Origin of the sequence: Tomitella gaofuii, from assembly GCF_014126825.1 — a bacterium.
GTDB classification, from domain to species: domain Bacteria; phylum Actinomycetota; class Actinomycetes; order Mycobacteriales; family Mycobacteriaceae; genus Tomitella; species Tomitella gaofuii.
On sequence record NZ_CP059900.1, the window covers coordinates 1,292,064 to 1,310,900 of the forward strand.

Here is an 18,837-nt window from a genome sequence, read left to right on the forward strand (position 1 = left end):
AGGATGTACTACCGTGCGTCCTACACTGTCTGACTACAAGCACTTGAGCACCGGCAAGGTCCGGGAGCTCTACGAGATCGACGAGAAGACCCTGCTCATGGTCGCCTCGGACCGGATCTCGGCGTACGACCACGTCCTGAGCACCCCCATCCCCGACAAGGGCAAGGTGCTCACCGCGATGAGCGTCTACTTCTTCGACCAGATCTCGGTGCCGAACCACCTCGCCGGGGACGCCGAGGACGAGCGGATCCCCGAGGAGGTCCTGGGCCGTGCGCTGGTGGTGCACAAGCTCGAGATGATCCCCGTCGAGTGCGTGGCGCGCGGATTCCTCACCGGCTCCGGGCTGGCCGACTACCGGGAGACGGGCGCGGTGTGCGGCGTCGCGCTGCCGGATGGACTGGTGGAGGCGAGCCGGCTGCCGGAGCCCGTCTTCACCCCGGCCCGCAAGGCCGCGGTGGGCGAGCACGACGAGAACATCACCTTCGCCCAGGTGGTGGACACGATCGGCACCGACCTCGCCGTCAAGCTGCGCGACGACACCATCGACATCTACTCGCGCGCCTCGATGCTCGCTTTCGATCGCGGAATTCTGCTGGCGGACACCAAATTCGAGTTCGGCATGGACCCGGGCGGCAATGTGGTGCTGGCCGACGAGGTGCTCACCGCGGACTCTTCCCGGTTCTGGCCGGTGGACGGCTACGCCGAGGGCAACGTGCAGCCCAGTTTCGACAAGCAGTTCGTGCGCGACTGGCTCACCTCGGAGGAGTCCGGGTGGGACCGCGCATCGGACTCGCCGCCCCCGCCGCTGCCGCAGCGCGTCGTCGACGCCACCCGACAGCGCTATGTGGAGGCCTACGAGCGGCTCAGCGGTCGCTCGTTCGACGACTGGCCGGGCGGGGAGTGACGGCCCCGCAGCGTCCGCCCGTCGCCCCGCGTCGTCCGCGCCGGCGCACCCACCACGGGGACGTGTTCGTCGACGACTACGAATGGTTGCGGGACAAGGACGCGCCGGAGGTGCGCGCGCACCTCGAAGCGGAGAACGGCCATACCGACGCGCGGACCGCCGCGCTGACACCGCTACGCGACGCGGTGTTCGACGAGATCCGTTCCCGTGTGCAGGAAACCGACCTCTCGGTGCCGGTGCGCGACGGGGACTGGTGGTACTACGGCCGCACCGTGGAGGGCCGGCAGTACGCACTGCACTGCCGGGCGCCCGCGGTCGCGGGTGATTGGACGCCGCCGGAGCTCGCGCCCGGTGTCGCCGTGCCCGGCGAACAGGTGCTGCTCGACGGCAACGCCGAGGCCGAGGGGCACGAGTTCTTCGCGCTCGGCAGATTCGCCGTCTCCGACGACGGATCGCTGCTGGCGTTCGCCGTCGACACTGCGGGCGATGAGCGGTACACGCTGCGGATCAAGGACCTGCGTTCCGGGGATCTGCTCGGCGACGAGATCCCCGGCACCTTCCCCGGTGCGGTGTTCTCGCCGGACGGCGGCTACGTGTTCTATCCGACCGTCGATGAGGCGTGGCGCCCCGACACCGTCTGGCGACACCGCGTCGGCACGGGGCGCGACGAGGACGTGCGGGTGTTCACCGAACCGGACGAACGCTACTGGCTCGGCATCGGGATCACGCGCAGTCGCCGGTACTTGGTGATCGAGTTGGGATCCAAGATCACCTCCGAGTCGTGGATCCTGGATGCGGACGATCCCGCCGGCGAGTTCCGGGTGATCCTGCCGCGCAGGGAAGGCGTCGAGTACGAGATCGACCACGCCGTGGTGGGCGGCGAGGACCGCCTGCTCATCCTCCACAACGCCGAAGGCGCGCAGAACTTCACGCTCGCCTGGGCACCGGTGGACGAGCCCGCGCGGATGACCGAGGTGCTCGCGCACCGCGAGGACGTGCGCCTGGAACAGGTCGACGCCTTCGCCGGGCATGTGGCGGTGGGGTACCGCAGCGGCGCCCTCCCGCGCATCGGGGTGATGGCGGTGACCGAAACCGGGTTCGGCGGCCTGCGGGAGATCGTCTTCGGCGAGGAGCTGTACTCCGCGGGCCTCGGGGCCACGTCCGAGTGGGAGTCGCCGCTGCTGCGCGTCGGCCAGACCTCGTTCATCACCCCGGCGCGGGTGTACGACTACGAGTTCGCCACGGGCACGTTGCATCTGCGCAAACAGCAGCCGGTGCTGCCGGACCCGTCCGGGCGCGCGTTCGATCCCGCGGACTACGAGCAGAGGCGGGAGTGGGCGACCGCCCCGGACGGCACCCGCATCCCTGTTTCCGTCATCCGCCGGGTGCCTGGGCCCGGCGGGGTGGAGGAGCCCGCACCGACCCTGCTGTACGGCTACGGCTCTTATGAGATCAGCGTGGACCCGGAGTTCTCCATCGCGCGGCTTTCGCTGCTCGACCGGGGCATGGTCTACGCCGTGGCGCACGTCCGCGGCGGCGGCGAAATGGGTCGGCGCTGGTACGACGACGGCAAGCAGTTGGCCAAGCGGAACACGTTCACCGACTTCATCGCCTGCGCACAACACCTGGTGGACACCGGGTGCACCACGCCCGCGCAGCTGGTGGCGGAGGGCGGCAGCGCGGGCGGCATGCTGATGGGCGCGGTGGCGAACATGGCGCCGGAGCTGTTCGCGGGGATCCTCGCGGTGGTCCCGTTCGTGGACCCGCTGACGTCCATCCTCGACCCGTCGCTGCCGCTCACCGTCATCGAATGGGACGAATGGGGCGATCCGCTGCACGACCCCGAGGTCTACCGGTACATGAAGTCGTACTCGCCGTACGAGAACGTCGAGGCCCGGCGGTATCCGGCGATCCTCGCGGTCACCAGCATCAACGACACGCGGGTGCTGTACGTGGAGCCGGCCAAGTGGGTGGCCCGCCTGCGCGCCGTCGTCGCCCCGGAGGTCTCGGAGACGATCCTGCTCAAGACGGAGATGGCCGCGGGCCACGGCGGTGTCAGCGGCCGCTACGACAAGTGGCGGCAGGCGGCGTTCGAGTTCGCGTGGGTGCTGGCCGCCGCGGGGGAGGCGTAGGCCGCGTCCGCTCCGGCAGTCCGAGCACCGTCTGAGCACGCCGCGCGCCGGATCCCGCGACTCAGGCGGGAACCGGCGCTCGGATCGGGCGGGGCGGCGTGCGCGATCAGCGGAAACCCGCCTCGTGCAGGATCCGCTGCCCCTGCTCGCCGGTGACGAGTCCGATGAAGTCGCGCGCCGCCTCCGCCCGGTCGCCGGCGCCGTCGAGCACCGCGATGGGGTAGTGGTTCACCGCGTGGTCGGCCTCCGGGAAGTCGACGGTCTCGACCCGGTCCACGGCGGACTGCGCGTCGGTGACATAGACGAGCCCGGCGTCGGCCTGGCCCGCGATGACCTTGCCGAGCACGTCGGTGACGCTGTTCTCCTCGCTGACCGGGCTCAGCTGCACGCCCGCGCCGTCCTCGATGCGGGCGGCGGCATCACCGCAGGGTACCTGAGGTGCGCACACCACCACCGAGACTCCGGGCCGGGCCAGGTCGGCGAATGTGGCGATGCCGGCGGGGTTGCCGGGCGGGGTGACGATGGTGAGCACGTTGGAGGTGAACGTCGCGGGTGCCCCGTCGGTGAGCCCTGCCGCGGCGGCGTCCTGCATGACCGCTTCGTTGGCCGAGGCGAACACGTCCGCGTCGGCGCCGCTCGCGATCTGCTGCTCGAGGGTATTGGAGCCGCCGAAGGAGAACTCCACGTTGCGCTCGGGGTAGTGCTGCTCGTAGACGCCACCGATCCGGGTGAAGGTGTCTTTGAGTGAGGCTGCTGCGTAGACGGTGAGCGTGTCGGACGTGCCGGTCCCGCATGCGGACGCGGTGACGATGGTCAGGAACGCGACCGCAGCGATACCGCACGTACGGAGGATGGTCGGCCGCGTGCGCCGCGGTGGGGCCGCCGTCATCGCGGACCGTCCTCGAGTACGGTCGGCGTCTCGACGATGACGTTGGTGGACTTGACCACGGCGACAGCGAGCACGCCGGGGGCAAGCCCCAGTTCGCGTGCGGAATCGGCGCTGATGAGCGAGACGACCGAGTGCGGGCCGGCCTGGATCTCCACCTGGGCCATCACGCCGTCCGTCTTGACTTCGGTCACGAGCCCCACCAAGCGGTTGCGTGCGGAACGGCCCACGGACGAGGGGTCGTTCGCGGCGGCGGCGTGGGCGCGGGCGTGGCGTGCCAGGGCCGCGCCGTCGATCATCGTCACTCCACCGGAACGGCTTGCGGCAGGCAGTGCGCCGGTGTCGATGAGGCGGCGCACTGTGTCGGTGCTGACGCCGAGGAGGTCGGCGGCGTGGCGAACACGATACTCGGACATGCGACTATTCAAGCGTATTTTCACCGCAGATGCGACAGGATTCGCGAATGGTCTCAAGATTGCGTCAGGTCTGGAACTCCGTCCCCGGGGAGAGACCCTCCCGGGGCGGGCTCGGCGGTGGGTAGCGTGAGGGCATGAGCGCAGACGACCTGATGAACCTGTCCATCAACACCCTGGCCGGCGAGCCGACGACGATCGCGCAGACGGCCGGATCCGGCCCGGTGCTGGCGGTGAACGTGGCGTCCAAGTGCGGGCTCACGCCGCAGTACACCGCGCTGGAGAAGCTTGCGGAGGACTACGCCGCGCGCGGCCTCACGGTGGTGGGCTTCCCCTGCAACCAGTTCATGGGGCAGGAACCCGGCACCGCCGAGGAGATCGCCGAGTTCTGCTCCGCCACCTACGGGGTCACGTTCCCGCTGATGGAGAAGATCGAGGTGAACGGCGAGGGCCGGCACCCCGTCTACGGCGTGCTCACGGAGAAGGCCGACGATGCGGGCGAGGCCGGCGATGTGCAGTGGAACTTCGAGAAGTTCCTCATCGCCGCCGACGGCACGGTGCTGCGGCGCTTCCGGCCGACGACGACGCCGGACGATCCGGCCGTCGTCGAGGCCGTAGAGGCGGCGCTGGGCTGAGCGGCGCTGGGCTGAGCGGTGCTGGGCTGAGCGGCGCTGGGCTGAGCGGGCCGGTCAGGGGAGGGGGATCTCCACGGCCTCCTCGCGCGGCGGCGTGAGGAACCGGGTGCCGGAGGGGCCGAGGTTCTGCAGCTGGCCCAGGTAGATGCCCAGCCCGGGTTCGGAGACGATGGCGGTGTGGATCGGGATCGCGACGCGCGGCGCGACGGCGCGGAAGTAGTCGACGGTCTCTTGCAACTTGGACCACGGCGCGGTGGCGGGCAGCGCGAGGACGTCGACCGGCTGGTCCGGGACGAACAACGCGTCGCCGGGGTGCAGGAACGCGTGCGCCTGCTGCGGCGTGGAGAACAGGAAGCACGCGTTGTCCACCAGCGGGATGTCCGGGTGGATCGTCGCGTGGGTGCCGCCGGCCACGTCCACGCGCACGTCGGCGATGTGGAACGCGTCGCCGGTGCGCGCGGCGGTGAACCGTGCACCCCATGCCTCGCCCGCCCACAGCTGGGCGCTCTGCGGGTCGCAGTACGCCGCGGCCTGCGGGTTGGCCGCAAGCAGGGCGGGCAGGCGCGCGACGTCGCCGTGGTCCGGGTGCTGATGGGTCACGAGGATCGCGTCGAGGCCGGTGAGCTGTTCGAAGCCCGCCGACAGGTTGCCGGGGTCGATGAGGATGCGTGCGTCCCCGAGTTCCACGAGCACGCACGAGTGGCCGTAGTGAGTCAGTCGCATGGCACCAGTATGCGACGGAACCGGACCGGTAGACTGCCGGGTGGCCGGCGGGTGCCGGCCGGGCGCCTCAGCCGGGGTTCCCGCAATCCGTACCGGATCCGGCGCCGGATCCGGCCTTTCGTATCGACTTCGAGGAGCGACGCGTGGCCCGTGTAGTGGTGGACGTCATGCCCAAGGAAGAGATCCTGGACCCGCAGGGGCAGGCCATCGCCGGGGCGCTCGGCCGGCTCGGGTACGCCGGGGTGTCGGGCGTGCGGCAGGGCAAGCGTTTCGAGCTCGAGGTCGACGGCTCCGTCTCGGATGCGGACCTGGCCAAGATCGCCGAGGATCTGCTGGCCAACACGGTCATCGAGGACTGGAACGTCACCCGGGTGCAGCAGTCATGAGCGCGCGTATCGGCGTCATCACCTTCCCCGGCACCCTCGACGACGTCGACGCGGCCCGCGCGGTGCGGGCATCCGGCGCGGAGGCGGTGAAACTGTGGCACGGCGACGCAGACCTCAAGGGCGTCGACGCGGTGGTCGTCCCCGGCGGCTTCTCCTATGGTGATTATCTGCGCTGCGGCGCCATCGCCCGCTTCTCTCCGGTGATGGGCGAGGTGGTCGAGGCTGCCGGCAAGGGCATGCCGGTCCTCGGCATCTGCAACGGTTTCCAGGTGCTGTGCGAGGCCGGCCTGCTGCCGGGTGCCCTCACCCGCAATGAGGACCTCCTGTTCCTCTGCCGCGACCAGTGGCTGCGCGTGGAGTCGGACGCCACCGCGTGGACGGCGCGGTACGACGCCGGCGCGGAGATCCTCATCCCGCTCAAGTCGGGCGAGGGCCGCTACCAGGCCCCGGCCGACGTGCTCGAGCGGCTCGAAGGCGAGGGCCGCGTGGTGTTCCGCTACGTGGGCGACAACCCCAATGGATCGCAGAACGCCATCGCCGGCGTGGCCTCCGAGAACGGCCGGGTGGTGGGTTTGATGCCGCACCCGGAGCACGCTACCGAGGCGCTCACCGGCCCCAGCGACGACGGCCTGGGCATGTTCCTGTCGGTGCTCGACGGGGTGCTGGCGGGCGCCTGACCGGTCGGGCGCACTTTCCAGTCCGAGCACCGGTTCCCGCCAGATGGCCGGGATCCGGTGCTCGGATGGTGTACGTGGCACTCGGATCGGTCTGCGCGCGCGTGAGCGCCCGGGCTATGCGCCCAGAGTCACGGCGGCCTCGTCGGAGTACACGGCGAAGGTGAACGACTCGGTCAGGTACAGCTCGATGTTCTCGGCGTCGTGCGCGGTGTATCCGATGGACAGGTCCTGGCCGATGTGCAGCGCGAAGTCGCCGCCGCGGGTGGTGAGCACCACGGCGCCCTCCAGCCCCGGCGCCCACACGATCTCGCCGTCGATGAGCCGCTTGAGGTGCTCCTTGATGGGGTATCCGTGGTCGGTGGTCTCCGAGACGGCGGTGAAGGACTCCGCGTCCATGAGGATCGAGTATGGGCCGTCCACGCCGTCGAGGCGCAGAATGCTCAGCGCCTGGGCGAGTGCGGTGGGCGCCTGCAGCGGGTCGCCCGGGAGCGCCATCGGCTCGTGGGAGGTGGCCTGCTTGATGCCGGTGATACGCGCGGCCGCATACCCTTCGAAGACGGCGCGGTCTTCGTGCAGGGCGATGGTCTTGGCGGCCTCCTTCACCGGATCCCAATCGGAATCCTGCGCACCGCGCTCGACGTCGTCGACGGCGGTGCGCGTCACCGTGAACGGCACCCGCAGCTCGACGACGGGCCGGGAGGTGCGAAGCCGGGCCTGGACGCCGCCGCCCGGCGCGTCGATCGCCTCGGTGTGGCCTGTGCCCACGGCGGCCAGGTCGAGGCCGGCGGGGCCGACGACGTCGACGACGCGGCGTCCGGCGATGTTCCGCTTGAAGGTGCGCCGGGCCTCCTCCTCGATCTCGGCCCACGCGCCGTCGGTGATCGGTGCGAGTTCACGGTGCAGATTGCTCATCATGCGTCACTCCTACTTGAGGCTGCCGATTCCGAGGGAATCGTCGGTGTCGGGGGAGGGGGTGGTGGCGTCGTCGGTCTCCTCCGCCCCGGCGCCCCCCGCGACCGGCGCCGGGGGGAGATCGCCGAGGAAGGACTGGGACGGGGCGAAGTACAGGTTGCCGGTCTGGGGCGTGGAGAAGTCGAGGAGCCTGTCGTAGTTGCCGGGCGGGTCCCCCAGAAACATGTTGCGCAGCATGCGCTCGAGCGTGTCCGCGCGCTTGGCATACCCGATGAAGTAGGTGCCGTGCAGGTCCGCGGTGGGGGTGCCGAAGGGCATGTTGGCGCGGTAGATGGCCAGGTCGTTGCCGTCGTCGTCGGCGATGTCGGTGAGCGCCACGTGGGAGTTGACCGGCTGGTCGTCACCGAGCTCGATGTCGTCGAGCTTGGTGCGGCCCACGACACGTTGCTGCTCCTCGACGGAGACGGCGTTCCAGGCGTCCATGTCGTGGTGGTACCGCTGCACGATGACGTAGCTCCCGGCGGCGAACGGGTCGCCGGCGTCGATATAGGCGGCGTCTGCCGCCTCCGCGCCCTCCGGGTTCTCCGTGCCGTCGACGAAGCCGAGCAGGTTGCGGCGGTCGAAATACTGGAACCCGTGCACCTCGTCGACGGCGCTGACGGCGCCGCGCAGCGCGCCCATGATCTGGTCGGCCAAGGCGAAGCAGGCGCCGGGCGACTCCGCCTGGATGTGGAAGAGCAGGTCCCCCGGAGTGGAGGGGGCACGGTGCCGACCGCCGTCGAGCTCGACGAACGGGTGCAGCTCCGGCGGCGGATCCGCGGCGAACAGCCGGGGCCAGGCCTCGGCGCCGATGCCGATGACGACTTCCGGCGACGCATCGGGTCTGCGGAACGCGACCGCCCTGCGCAGACCGGCGACGTCGGGCAGCAGGGCCCGCACGGCGTCCTCGCCGCCGGCGTCGATGGTGAGCGTGAGGAAGATCGCGGCGGAGGTCAGCGGCGTCGCGACCGACTGGGGTTTCGCAGGCGGCAGGCTCGCTCCGCCGGAACGATTCTCGGGCCCGTCGGGCATCGATGGTCTCCTGTCCGTGGTCGGCCCCCGCGCGGGAGGCGGCGGTCCCCGCATCGGCCGGCGGTGGGCCGATTCGGCACCCGGCCGGGTGCTTTCGCGCGCTACTCGAACATGCGTCTACCACCGTAATGGAACGGCTCTCGTGCGGCACCCGGTCGGCGCAGGGACCGTTGTCGTCAGCGCCTGCCATGATGGCGTCATGGTCACCGCTGACACGCCCGTTCCCGAGGGATCCGGCAGCCCTGATGGATCCGGCACCCCCGACACCTCCGCCGACGCGACGGGCCTGTGCGGGTTCATCGACTCGTCGCCGTCCCCGTTCCACGCGTGCGCTACGACGGCGGCGCGCCTGCGGACCGCCGGTTTCCGCGAGCTCGACGAGGCCGACGGGTGGCCGGCGGAGCCCGGGCGGTACTTCCTCGTGCGCGGCGGCTCCCTCATCGCCTGGCAGTCCCGCGCCCGCAGCGCGGACACGAACGTCCCGGCGCCGTTCCCTGCGCGGCCGTTCCGCATCATCGGCGCTCACACGGACAGCCCCAACCTGCGCGTCAAGCAGCACCCGGAGATCGACTCGGCGGGCTGGCGCATGGTGGGCCTCGAACCGTACGGCGGCGCCTGGCTCAATTCCTGGCTGGACCGCGACCTGGGTGTGTCCGGCCGCCTGGCGGTGGCGGCGCCCTCCGGGGGCGGGGTGGAGCACCGGCTGGTGCGCGTGGACGAGCCGGTGCTGCGCGTGCCGCAGCTCGCCATCCACCTGTCCGAGGACCGCAAGGGCGTGCAACTCGACCCGCAGCGCCACGTCGACGCCGTGTACGGGCTGGGCGCGTGGGAGGACGGGGCCGCGGGCGGGTTTCTTGGCCGGCTCGCGGCGCGCGCGGGCGTCCCGGCGGAGTCGGTGCTGGGGTGGGAACTCATGACGCACGATCTGGCCCCCAGTGCTGTCACCGGGGCGGACGGCGAGCTGGTCAGCGCGCCACGGCTGGACAACCTCGCCACCTGCTACGCCGGTCTGAGCGCGCTGCTGGACACGGTGGGGCCGAAGGTGTCCGTGGGCGACGGCGCAGACTCCGATGGTGTGGCGGACCCGGGCGCGGCGGATCCGGTGGTGGTGCTGTTCGACCACGAAGAAGTGGGGAGCATGTCCGCGCGCGGCGCCTTCTCCGACCTGCTCGGCACGGTGCTCGAACGGATCGTGCTGGCGCGCGGCGGCGGGCGCGACGACTACCTGCGCGCGATCGCCGGATCGGTGTGCGTCTCGGGCGACATGGCGCACGCCACGCACCCCAATTATCCGGAACGCCACGAGCCCCGGCACCGCATTCGCGCCGGCGGCGGCCCCGTCCTCAAGGTCAATCAGAACCTCCGCTACGCCTCCGATGCCACCGGCGCCGCGGAGTTCGCCCTGGCCTGCGATCGGGCCGGGGTGCCGCTGCAGCGGTACGTGCACCGCGCGGACCTGCCGTGCGGGTCGACCATCGGCCCCATCACCGCCTCGCGCACCGGCATCACCACCGTGGACGTCGGGGCGCCGCAGCTGGCCATGCATTCCGCGCGGGAGCTGATGGCCGCCTCGGACGTCGCGGCGTACGCGGCGGCGCTGGCGGCGTTCCTGGCCGGCTGAGCGCCTCCGTGGCCGGGGCCCCGCGCTCGGCCGGTCGCCGGGGCCACCTGCCAGCGGGGGAGGAACCCGCACGGATAGACTGGCCACGCCATCGCCGTGGGCATTCCGCTGCACCGAAAGGACCCCTCCACCCGTGTCAGCACAGTCACCCGTGTCAGCACAGCCGCCCGTCGCCGCGGAGCAGGCCGTGGACACGGTCTCGCACGCCGCCGCAACCCCGGACCTCGAGCAGCCCTTCCGCGAGCTGGGTTTGAAGGACGACGAGTACGCGCGCGTCCGCGAGATCCTGGGCCGCCGCCCCACGGACGCCGAGCTGGCCATGTACTCGGTGATGTGGAGCGAACACTGCTCCTACAAGTCGTCCAAGGTGCACCTGAAGTACTTCGGCGAGACCACCACGGACGCGATGCGCGCGCAGATGCTCGCCGGCATCGGCGAGAACGCGGGCGTCGTCGACATCGGCGACGGTTGGGCGGTCACCTTCAAGGTCGAGAGCCACAACCATCCGTCGTACGTGGAGCCGTACCAGGGCGCGGCCACCGGCGTGGGCGGCATCGTGCGCGACATCATGGCGATGGGCGCCAGGCCGATCGCCGTCATGGATCAGTTGCGCTTCGGCGACGTCGGGCACGCCGACACGCGGCGTGTGGTCGACGGCGTCGTCGCCGGGGTCGGCGGCTACGGCAACTGCCTGGGGCTGCCCAACATCGGCGGCGAGACCGTCTTCGACGCCTCCTATCAGGGCAACCCCCTGGTCAACGCGCTGTGCGCGGGCGTGATGCGCAAGGAGGACCTGCACCTGGCGCACGCGTCGGGCACCGGCAACCGGATCATCCTGTTCGGCGCACGCACGGGCCTCGACGGCATCGGCGGGGTCTCGGTGCTGGCGTCGGAGACGTTCGACGAGTCGCAGGGCCGCCGCAAGCTCCCCGCCGTGCAGGTCGGCGATCCGTTCACGGAGAAGGTCCTCATCGAGTGCTGCCTGGAGCTCTACGCGGCCGAGCTCGTCGTGGGGATCCAGGATCTCGGCGGCGCGGGGCTGGCCTGCGCCACCTCGGAGCTCGCCGCGGCCGGTGACGGCGGCATGCGCGTCCGGCTCGAGCGGGTGCCGCTGCGCGCCGAGGGCATGACGCCGGCGGAGGTGCTCTCCAGCGAGTCGCAGGAGCGCATGTGCGCGGTGGTCGCGCCGGAGAACGTCGACGCGTTCATGGCCGTCTGCGCCAAGTGGGACGTGCTCGCCACCGACATCGGCGAGGTCACCGACGGCGACAACCTCGTCATCGAATGGCACGGGCACACCGTGGTGGATGCACCGCCGTCGAGCCTCGCCGACGAGGGGCCGGTGTATCACAGGCCGGTGGCGCGCCCGGACTCCCAGGACGCGCTGATCGGCGACACGACGGCGTCGTTGGCGCGTCCGCGGTCCTCCGAGGAGCTGCGCGCCACGCTGCTGCGGATGATCGCGTCGCCGCAGCTGTGCAGCCGCAAGTGGATCACCGAGCAGTACGACCGCTACGTCCGCGGCAACACCGTCTTGGCGGAGAATGCCGACTCCGGCGTGATCCGTATCGACGAGGAGACCGGCCGCGGTATCGCACTGGCCACCGACGCCTCCGGCCGGTACACCGCGCTCGACCCCTACGCCGGCGCACAGCTGGCGCTGGCCGAGGCCTACCGCAGCGTGTCCGTCAGCGGCGCGGTGCCCACCGCGGTGACGAACTGCCTCAACTTCGGTTCGCCCGAGGACCCCGGTGTGATGTGGCAGTTCCAGCAGGCCGTGCGCGGGCTGGCGGACGGCTGCGCACAGCTCGGCATCCCCGTGACCGGCGGCAACGTCAGCTTCTACAACCAGACCGGCGACGAGCCGATCCTGCCCACGCCGGTGGCCGGCGTGCTGGGGGTGTTCGACGACGTCCACCGTCGCCTGCCGACAGGGCTGGGGCTGGAGCCGGGGGAGACGCTCATCCTGCTCGGCGAGACGCGCGACGAGTTCGACGGTTCCGCGTGGTCGCAGGTGGAGCACGACCACCTGGGCGGTGTGCCCCCGCGCGTCGACCTGGAACGCGAGCGTCTGCTTTCGGAAATCCTCGTCGCCGGAAGCCGCGACGGCCTGCTCAGCGCGGCGCACGACCTGTCGGAGGGCGGGCTGGCCCAGGCTGTCGTGGAGTCGGCCCTGGCCGGCGAGACCGGCTGCCGCATCATCATCCCCGAGGGCGCCGACCCGTTCGTGACGCTGTTCTCCGAGTCGGCAGGCCGGGCGCTGGTGGCCGTGCCGCGCACCGAGGAGAGCCGCTTCGTCGCGATGTGCGACGCGCGCGGGCTGCCGTGGGCGCGCATCGGCGTCGTCGACCAGGGGTCCGACTCCGTGGAGGTGCAGGACCACTTCCAGGTGACCCTCGACGAGCTGCGCGAGGAGCACGAAGCGACGTTGCCGAGGCTGTTCGGCTGACACCGCACCCGGCGCATCGTCCCCGGCCGTGACCGGGCCGAGACGAGGGGCGGGCGGGGTCGACAACCGGGCTGATGATCAGGCGGGGACGACGCCGTCGAGCCAGTCGAAGACGATTTCGTTGCGGCGGGCCGGTGCCATCGGGGCGCAGTGATACTGCGCCCCGTCGGCAGCGGTGAGGGTGACCATAGTCGCGTCGTCGACGGTGAGCAGCGACAGGAACTCCGCGGGCTGCCCGGGGTAGAAGCTCTCGGCTTCGTAGTCGAGCACCAGCGTGGGGCAGCGGATCAGCTGTGCGGCGTCGGCGACGGTGAACTGCTTCATCCGCGCCGCGACGGCGGCGAAGTCGCGGGTGGGATGCCCGCCCAGTGCCGCGTCGTGCGCCTCCGGGGTGTAGATCTCCATGCGCTTGGCCACGGTGAACCGCTGCTCCGGCGTCATCCCGGGGACGATGTGCTCGTTCCAGGTCAGGTTGGTCCGGACAGGGTCGTCGGGGTCGACGATCGCCCGCACCTGCTCGGGGAGGGTCCGCCACATGTCCACGGCGGGCGGATCGGCGACGAGCGCGGCGATCCGGTGCTCGTAGGCGGCGGCGCGCGCCACCAGCTCTCCGCCCATGCTCCATCCGGTGAGCGCGATCGCGTCCGCATCGACGTCGTCCCGCGCGGCGAGAAGATCGACGATCGGCGTGATCACCGCCTCCCAGTCGGGGCGGAAGGGCACGCCGCGCTCGAACAGCATCGAGCCCTGCCCCGGACCTTCGAAGACGAGGGCGTTCCAGTCCCGGTCCAGCGCCGCGCGCACGCCGTAGGCGATGAGCTCGACGCCTTGCGCGTCGCTGCCGTTGTTGATGATCACGGTGCGCCGGGCCGACCCGGAGTCGTCGGGGCGGAACAGCCACCCGGGCAGACCACCGCCGCTGTACGGGATCTGCACGACCTCGGCGGCGGGGCGTGCCCCGAGGGCCAGGCCGGCGCCGTCGATGCCGCGGTCCCAGCCCCTGCGGTACTCCGCGTAGAGGGACTGCTCGTCGCCGGGAGCGGCGGTGCCGAGCACGAAGAACAGGGCGCGTGTGTAGTACGAGGCGGCGCGCAGCGCGGTGTCGCGAGCGGTGACGTGATCGCCCGCCGCGGCCGCGGTGTCGGAGGCGCCGGCGAGGCGGTCGCCCATCGCGCGGAACGCGGTGACGTAGCCGCGGTAGTCCGCGCCGGCGGCGTTCGCCTGATCGACCGCGGTGACGACCTCGCCGGCCTCGGAGATCCCGTAGGCCGACTCGCCGAGGCCGAAAAGCGCGTCGAAGTTCATCGACTCGTCGGTGAAGAGCCGGAGCGCAGGAAGCGGAGCGGCGCCGGCCCCGGGCGGCCCGGCGGGAGGCGGCGCAACGGTGGTCGACGGTGCGATCGGGTCGGCGGGCGCGGCACCGCCCGCGGGATCCGACCCGCAAGCGGCGAGACCCACTGCCGCGCCGGCGCCGAGGGCGCCGGCGAGGAATCCGCGCCGTGTGGTGGCTGGGTCCATGGTTTCCGACCTCCTTGTGCAGGCTCGGGCCGGGATCGGCGGGAACGGCCCGCGTGCCATTTCATGCTAGAGAGTCCCGTATGGTCCGGGCCGGTTCGCCGGGAATCGGCGTCGACGCGGACGGACGCCGCGGGGTGGCAGGCGCGACGTAAGGTCCGGCGGAGACCACCCGGGTAATAGCATGAGCGTGTCCGTCCTGGGGAACGACGAAGCGGGAAGGAGGCACCCGGGTGTCCGCGGTTCCGGTGTCCAAGGTTCCGCCGTCCCGTATCGCCTGTCGCCGTGCTCGTTAGGTCCGGGGACGCGGGGCGCGGCGACCTCGCCGACGGCCCCGGTGGCGGCCCCGATGCGCCGCGCGGCGCGGAGCCTGCCGGGGCGGTCCCGGGGCGACGCCCGCGTCTGCGGCGGGCCGGCCGGTGGGCCGCGGGTCTGGCGAAGTTCGACATCACGGGAGTCTTCTTCGCGACCCTCTTCCTGTGCTGGTCGCTGACCCCGTCGCTGCTTCCGCGCGGGTGGCTGTTCCAGGGGCTCATCGGCGGCATCAGCGCAGCGCTCGGCTACGGCACCGGTCTGTTCGTCGGCTGGGCCGTACGGCGCGTCTACCTGGATCGGCGCACCTGGTGGCCGCTGCCGCGCCGGCGATTGCACGTGGTGCGCGTCGCGGTGGCCACGGTGTGCGTGGCCGCCACGCTCGGGATGCTGGTGTTGTCGTCGATGTGGCAGCGCGAACTCGCGGCGCTGATGGGCATGGAGGGGGCGAGCGCCGGCGGCTACATCCGGGCCGGGCTGGTCACGGTCGGCGTGCTCGCGGCCGTGGTCACCGTCGTGCGCCTGCTGCGCGACGCCGCACTGTGGGCCGGCGGGGCACTGGCCCGGCACACCGGCATGCCCCGGGCCGCGGCGGTCGCGGTGGGCACGATCGCCGTGGCCGCCATCGCCCTGGTCGTGGTCGACGAGGTGCTGCTGCGCGTCACCGAGGGCGTCACGAACCGCATCTTCAGCGCCAACAACGAGGCCACGCCGCCGGGGATCGAGCAGCCGCTGCAGGCGGAGCGTTCCGGTAGTGCGGCGTCGCTGATCCCCTGGGACACGCTCGGCTACGAGGGGCGGTACTTCGTGGCGCGGGGCTGGCGCCAGGATGAGCTGCAGCGGCAGACGGGCGCACCCGCGCGCCAGCCGATCCGCCTGTACGTCGGGCTCGATTCGGCCCCCACCCCGCAGAGCCGGATGCGGCTGCTGCGCGACGAGATGGCCCGCACCCGCGCCTTCGACCGCGAGGCCGTCGTCGTCATCCCCACCACGGGCACGGGATGGGTCAATCCCACCGCCGCGCAGGCCATCGAGCTGATGTACGGCGGGGACACGGCGATCATCGCCTCCCAGTACTCCTACAAGCCGAGCGCGGTGTCCTTCCTGACCGACCGGGATGCGGCCGCGGAGGCCGGACGGCGCCTGATCGACACGGTGCACGGCGCGTACGAGGAGGCCGTCGCCGGAGAACCCGAAGACGACCGGCCGGAGCTGTATGTCTACGGCGAGAGCCTGGGGGTCACGGCGGGCGAGGGCGCATTCGCTTCGCTCACCGACATCAGGGAGACGGTGGACGGCGTGCTGTGGGTGGGGCCGCCCAACAGCAGCCGGCTGTGGCGCAGCATCGTCACCCGCCGCGACCCCGGCACCGACGAGGTCGAGCCCACCTACGCGGGCGGACTGGTGGTGCGGTTCGCGAACGACGCCCAGGACATCCGTGCCGACGAACGCGAGGCGGCGGACGGCGAGAGCATGTGGCTGCGGCCCCGGGTGCTCTACATCCAGCATCCGTCCGATCCCGTGGTGTGGTGGTCGACCGATCTTCTGATACACCGCCCGGCATGGCTGTCCGAGACGCCGGGATACGACCGCCTGGCGGCGATGCGCTGGTTCCCACTGGTCACGTTCTGGCAGGTGAGCGCCGACCTGGCGATGGCGGCGGACGTTCCCGACGGCCACGGCCACAACTACGGCACCCAGGTGCTCGACGGGTGGGCCGCGGTGGCCGCGCCCCCCGGCTGGACCGACGCCGACACCGAGCGGACACGCGTGCTGTTGCAGCGGGCGCGCGAACATCAGGGACCGGAGAAGTGAACGCACCGTCGGCGCGCGTGCCGGCGGATGGATGGAGACGGACAGAGCGAAGGAGAACCGGTGGCTGCGGCGGGACGGAGAGCGGCGGACGATCCGGCGCGCACGCGGGCGGCCATGCTCGCAGTGCGGGCATGGCTGGATGCCGTCGACCAAGACACCGGCGACGACGGCGCAGCCGGCGGTAGCGGGGGCGACGGGGATCGGGACGGGGCAGCGGCGGCGAAGCCCCCGCGGGCCGTCGTCGCGGAGGCGGTACGCCGGAGTGCGCGCACGCTGGAATCGGTGGCGCCCGGGCACAGCGTGGAGGTCCGGGTGCCGCCGTTCGTGGCCGTGCAGTGCATCGAAGGGCCCCGGCACACGCGCGGAACGCCGCCGAACGTGGTCGAGACCGATGCGCTGACCTGGTTGCGGCTGGCGGCCGGGCGGTGGTCGTGGGAGCGCGCGGTAGCGGCGGGCTCCGTGGCGGCGTCGGGATCGCGTGCAGCGGAGATCGCGCGCTGGTTGCCGATCGTGCCACTGTGAGCGGGTGTGACCGACCACGCCCGGTGGTGCGGAAGCCGTGGCCGTAGAATGGGCGGCGCATCGCCCAGCCGCGCAAGGGAGCACTCAGTGGTGACCGACGTCGATCCGACGAGCACCGACAGCACACCCCATGTCACTCCGCCGGAGGCGGACGAGCCGGAGCCGCGCGAGGAGTGCGGGGTTTTCGGTGTCTGGGCGCCAGGCGAGGACGTCGCCAAGATGACCTACTACGGTCTCTACGCCCTGCAGCACCGCGGGCAGGAGGCCGCCGGGATCGCCGCGGCGGACGGCGCGCAGATCCTGGTGTTCAAGGACCTGGGACTGGTCTCCCAGGTCTTCGACGAGCAGACACTCGGCTCGATGCGCGGGCACATCGCCATCGGCCACACGCGCTATTCCACGACCGGGGCCACCACCTGGGAGAACGCGCAGCCGATCTTCCGCACCACCACGGCGGGCACCGGCATCGCACTCGGGCACAACGGCAACCTCGTCAACACCGCCGAACTCGCGGCGGAGGCGTCGGAGAAGGGCCTGCTGGGCCGCAACCGCGGAAGCGGGCGCGGAAGCTCCGACTCGGATCTCATCGGCGCGCTGCTCGCGCATGCGGCCGCGGACAGCACCATCGAGCAAGCGGCGATCGAGCTTCTCCCTCGGCTGCGCGGCGCGTTCTGCCTGACGTTCATGGACGAGAACACGCTCTACGCCGCGCGTGACCCGCACGGAGTGCGTCCGCTGTGCCTGGGGCGGCTCGAGCGCGGCTGGGTGGTCGCCAGCGAGACGTCCGCCCTCGACATCGTCGGCGCGTCGTTCGTCCGCGACATCGAACCGGGCGAGCTTCTCGCGATCGATGCGGACGGGGTGCGGTCGTCGCGTTTCGCCGAGCCCACGGTCACGTCGTGCGTGTTCGAGTACGTGTACCTGGCCCGGCCGGACAGCGTGATCGACGGCCGCTCGGTGCACGCCACGCGCGTGGAGATCGGCCGGCGGCTGGCGGGGGAGTGTCCCGCGCCGGACGGCGAGCTCGTCATCCCGGTACCGGAGTCGGGGACGCCGGCGGCCATCGGGTATGCGCAGGGCTCGGGCATCGCGTACGGGCAGGGGCTGGTCAAGAACGCGTACGTGGGCCGTACATTCATCCAGCCCAGCCAGACCATCCGCCAGTTGGGCATCAGGCTCAAGCTCAACCCGCTGCGCGAGGTGATCCGCGGCAAGCGGCTCGTCGTGGTCGACGATTCGATCGTGCGCGGCAACACGCAGCGCGCGCTCGTGCGGATGCTGCGTGAGGCGGGCGCCGCGGAGGTGCATGTCCGCATCGCCTCGCCCCCGGTGCGCTGGCCCTGCTTCTACGGCATCGACTTCGCCTCGCCGGCCGAGCTGATCGCCAACAACACCGGCAGCGGCAACGGTCGCGCTCCCGCTGCGGACGGCGAAACGCCGGACCTGGACCGCGTGGCGGACTTGGTCGAGGGGGTGCGGCAGAGCATCGGTGCGGACTCGCTCGGATACATCTCCACGGACGGCATGATCGCGGCCACCCGGCAGCCGGCCTCGCGGCTGTGCGCGGCCTGTTTCGACGGGACGTACCCCATCGCGCTTCCCGCGGAGGAATCGCTGGGCAAGAACGTCCTGGAGCCGATGTTCGAGCGTGCCACGGAGGACGGGCGCGGCGGCAGCGGCGACGAGCGTACCGTCGTCGTGGACGAGCGCAACGACGCCCCGGCCATGCGCAACGATAATGTGGACGCAGTGCGCAGGCCCTGACGGCACGGGCAAGCGCGCAGAACCCGGTACGGGGTGGACCCGGCGCGGTTGCGGCGGGTATGTGGTCGTGGTCCGGTATCGTGGGCGTGCAAGTCCGCTC

Annotated in this window: 16 protein-coding genes; 10 read left to right on the forward strand and 6 right to left on the reverse strand. The window is 71.6% G+C overall.

Translation table 11 applies throughout. From position 1 onward, the window contains the following. Positions 1 to 13: 13 nt before the first annotated feature. Both H4F70_RS05885 and H4F70_RS05890 read left to right on the forward strand, forming a co-directional pair. Positions 14 to 904 carry a phosphoribosylaminoimidazolesuccinocarboxamide synthase gene (locus tag H4F70_RS05885; RefSeq protein WP_182359353.1) on the forward strand — a complete coding sequence of 297 codons (891 nt, stop codon included), beginning with the start codon at positions 14 to 16 and terminating at the stop codon, positions 902 to 904. Continuing rightward, entirely contained in the window at positions 901 to 3,036 is a 2,136-nt protein-coding gene (locus H4F70_RS05890; protein WP_182359354.1) for a S9 family peptidase, read from the forward strand. The genes H4F70_RS05885 and H4F70_RS05890 overlap by 4 nt, the downstream gene beginning before the upstream one ends. Before the next feature lie 106 nt (positions 3,037 to 3,142). Here H4F70_RS05890 and modA read toward each other — a convergent pair whose 3' ends face one another. Both modA and H4F70_RS05900 read right to left on the reverse strand, forming a co-directional pair. Beyond that, the gene (gene modA / locus H4F70_RS05895; protein WP_182359355.1) at positions 3,143 to 3,925 is read right to left on the reverse strand and encodes a molybdate ABC transporter substrate-binding protein; all 783 of its coding nucleotides are present in this window, start codon (positions 3,923 to 3,925) and stop codon (positions 3,143 to 3,145) included. Continuing rightward, positions 3,922 to 4,338, reverse strand: coding sequence for a TOBE domain-containing protein (locus H4F70_RS05900; protein WP_182359356.1), 417 nt, complete (start codon positions 4,336 to 4,338; stop codon positions 3,922 to 3,924). The genes modA and H4F70_RS05900 overlap by 4 nt, the downstream gene beginning before the upstream one ends. A gap of 134 nt (positions 4,339 to 4,472) precedes the next feature. Here H4F70_RS05900 and H4F70_RS05905 point away from each other — a divergent pair, with 134 nt between their 5' ends. Next, on the forward strand, positions 4,473 to 4,970 hold the full coding sequence (locus H4F70_RS05905; protein ID WP_182359357.1) for a glutathione peroxidase: 498 nt from the start codon (positions 4,473 to 4,475) through the stop codon (positions 4,968 to 4,970). A 54-nt stretch (positions 4,971 to 5,024) separates the two neighbouring features. Here H4F70_RS05905 and H4F70_RS05910 read toward each other — a convergent pair whose 3' ends face one another. Then, positions 5,025 to 5,693 carry an MBL fold metallo-hydrolase gene (locus H4F70_RS05910; protein WP_182359358.1) on the reverse strand — a complete coding sequence of 223 codons (669 nt, stop codon included), beginning with the start codon at positions 5,691 to 5,693 and terminating at the stop codon, positions 5,025 to 5,027. Between the two features lie 143 nt (positions 5,694 to 5,836). Between H4F70_RS05910 and purS the strand changes: the two genes are divergently transcribed. Beyond that, complete coding sequence (purS, locus tag H4F70_RS05915; RefSeq protein WP_182345990.1) at positions 5,837 to 6,079, forward strand: phosphoribosylformylglycinamidine synthase subunit PurS; 243 nt, start codon at positions 5,837 to 5,839, stop codon at positions 6,077 to 6,079. Beyond that, the gene (gene purQ / locus H4F70_RS05920; protein ID WP_182345989.1) at positions 6,076 to 6,756 is read left to right on the forward strand and encodes a phosphoribosylformylglycinamidine synthase subunit PurQ; all 681 of its coding nucleotides are present in this window, start codon (positions 6,076 to 6,078) and stop codon (positions 6,754 to 6,756) included. The genes purS and purQ overlap by 4 nt, the downstream gene beginning before the upstream one ends. Positions 6,757 to 6,870: 114 nt before the next feature. On the opposite strand, the gene H4F70_RS05925 is transcribed toward purQ, so the two are convergent. Next, positions 6,871 to 7,668 (reverse strand): family 1 encapsulin nanocompartment shell protein, encoded by a 798-nt coding sequence (locus tag H4F70_RS05925; RefSeq protein ID WP_182360213.1) that lies wholly within the window; start codon positions 7,666 to 7,668, stop codon positions 6,871 to 6,873. 12 nt (positions 7,669 to 7,680) lie between these two features. Next, on the reverse strand, positions 7,681 to 8,700 hold the full coding sequence (locus H4F70_RS05930; RefSeq protein WP_182360214.1) for a Dyp-type peroxidase: 1,020 nt from the start codon (positions 8,698 to 8,700) through the stop codon (positions 7,681 to 7,683). 238 nt (positions 8,701 to 8,938) lie between these two features. Between H4F70_RS05930 and H4F70_RS05935 the strand changes: the two genes are divergently transcribed. Next, positions 8,939 to 10,360, forward strand: coding sequence for a M18 family aminopeptidase (locus tag H4F70_RS05935; RefSeq protein WP_182359359.1), 1,422 nt, complete (start codon positions 8,939 to 8,941; stop codon positions 10,358 to 10,360). A 187-nt stretch (positions 10,361 to 10,547) separates the two neighbouring features. After that, positions 10,548 to 12,809: a phosphoribosylformylglycinamidine synthase subunit PurL gene (gene purL, locus H4F70_RS05940; RefSeq protein WP_182360215.1), complete on the forward strand. Its 2,262-nt coding sequence runs from the start codon at positions 10,548 to 10,550 to the stop codon at positions 12,807 to 12,809. A gap of 78 nt (positions 12,810 to 12,887) precedes the next feature. On the opposite strand, the gene H4F70_RS05945 is transcribed toward purL, so the two are convergent. Continuing rightward, positions 12,888 to 14,327, reverse strand: coding sequence for an alpha/beta hydrolase family protein (locus H4F70_RS05945; RefSeq protein ID WP_182359360.1), 1,440 nt, complete (start codon positions 14,325 to 14,327; stop codon positions 12,888 to 12,890). Positions 14,328 to 14,609: 282 nt separating this feature from the next. On the opposite strand from H4F70_RS05945, the gene H4F70_RS05950 reads away from it, so the two are divergent. The 3 genes from H4F70_RS05950 to purF all read left to right on the forward strand — a co-directional run bounded on the left by H4F70_RS05950 (position 14,610) and on the right by purF (position 18,737). Continuing rightward, positions 14,610 to 16,451: an alpha/beta hydrolase gene (locus H4F70_RS05950; RefSeq protein ID WP_182359361.1), complete on the forward strand. Its 1,842-nt coding sequence runs from the start codon at positions 14,610 to 14,612 to the stop codon at positions 16,449 to 16,451. A 114-nt stretch (positions 16,452 to 16,565) separates the two neighbouring features. Continuing rightward, a complete protein-coding gene (locus tag H4F70_RS05955) occupies positions 16,566 to 16,973 on the forward strand; it encodes a sterol carrier family protein (RefSeq protein WP_235681502.1) in 408 nt (135 codons plus the stop codon). A 90-nt stretch (positions 16,974 to 17,063) separates the two neighbouring features. Then, positions 17,064 to 18,737 carry an amidophosphoribosyltransferase gene (gene purF / locus H4F70_RS05960; protein ID WP_235681363.1) on the forward strand — a complete coding sequence of 558 codons (1,674 nt, stop codon included), beginning with the start codon at positions 17,064 to 17,066 and terminating at the stop codon, positions 18,735 to 18,737. The last annotated feature ends 100 nt before the right edge of the window (positions 18,738 to 18,837 follow it).

Coding starts and splice junctions, on each gene's coding strand:
- modA (WP_182359355.1), bottom strand. CDS start 3,925: ATGACGGCGGCCCCACCGCGGCGCACGCGGCCGACCATCCTCCGTACG.
- H4F70_RS05900 (WP_182359356.1), bottom strand. CDS start 4,338: ATGTCCGAGTATCGTGTTCGCCACGCCGCCGACCTCCTCGGCGTCAGC.
- H4F70_RS05905 (WP_182359357.1), top strand. CDS start 4,473: ATGAGCGCAGACGACCTGATGAACCTGTCCATCAACACCCTGGCCGGC.
- H4F70_RS05910 (WP_182359358.1), bottom strand. CDS start 5,693: ATGCGACTGACTCACTACGGCCACTCGTGCGTGCTCGTGGAACTCGGG.
- purQ (WP_182345989.1), top strand. CDS start 6,076: ATGAGCGCGCGTATCGGCGTCATCACCTTCCCCGGCACCCTCGACGAC.
- H4F70_RS05925 (WP_182360213.1), bottom strand. CDS start 7,668: ATGAGCAATCTGCACCGTGAACTCGCACCGATCACCGACGGCGCGTGG.
- H4F70_RS05935 (WP_182359359.1), top strand. CDS start 8,939: ATGGTCACCGCTGACACGCCCGTTCCCGAGGGATCCGGCAGCCCTGAT.
- H4F70_RS05945 (WP_182359360.1), bottom strand. CDS start 14,327: ATGGACCCAGCCACCACACGGCGCGGATTCCTCGCCGGCGCCCTCGGC.
- H4F70_RS05955 (WP_235681502.1), top strand. CDS start 16,566: ATGCTCGCAGTGCGGGCATGGCTGGATGCCGTCGACCAAGACACCGGC.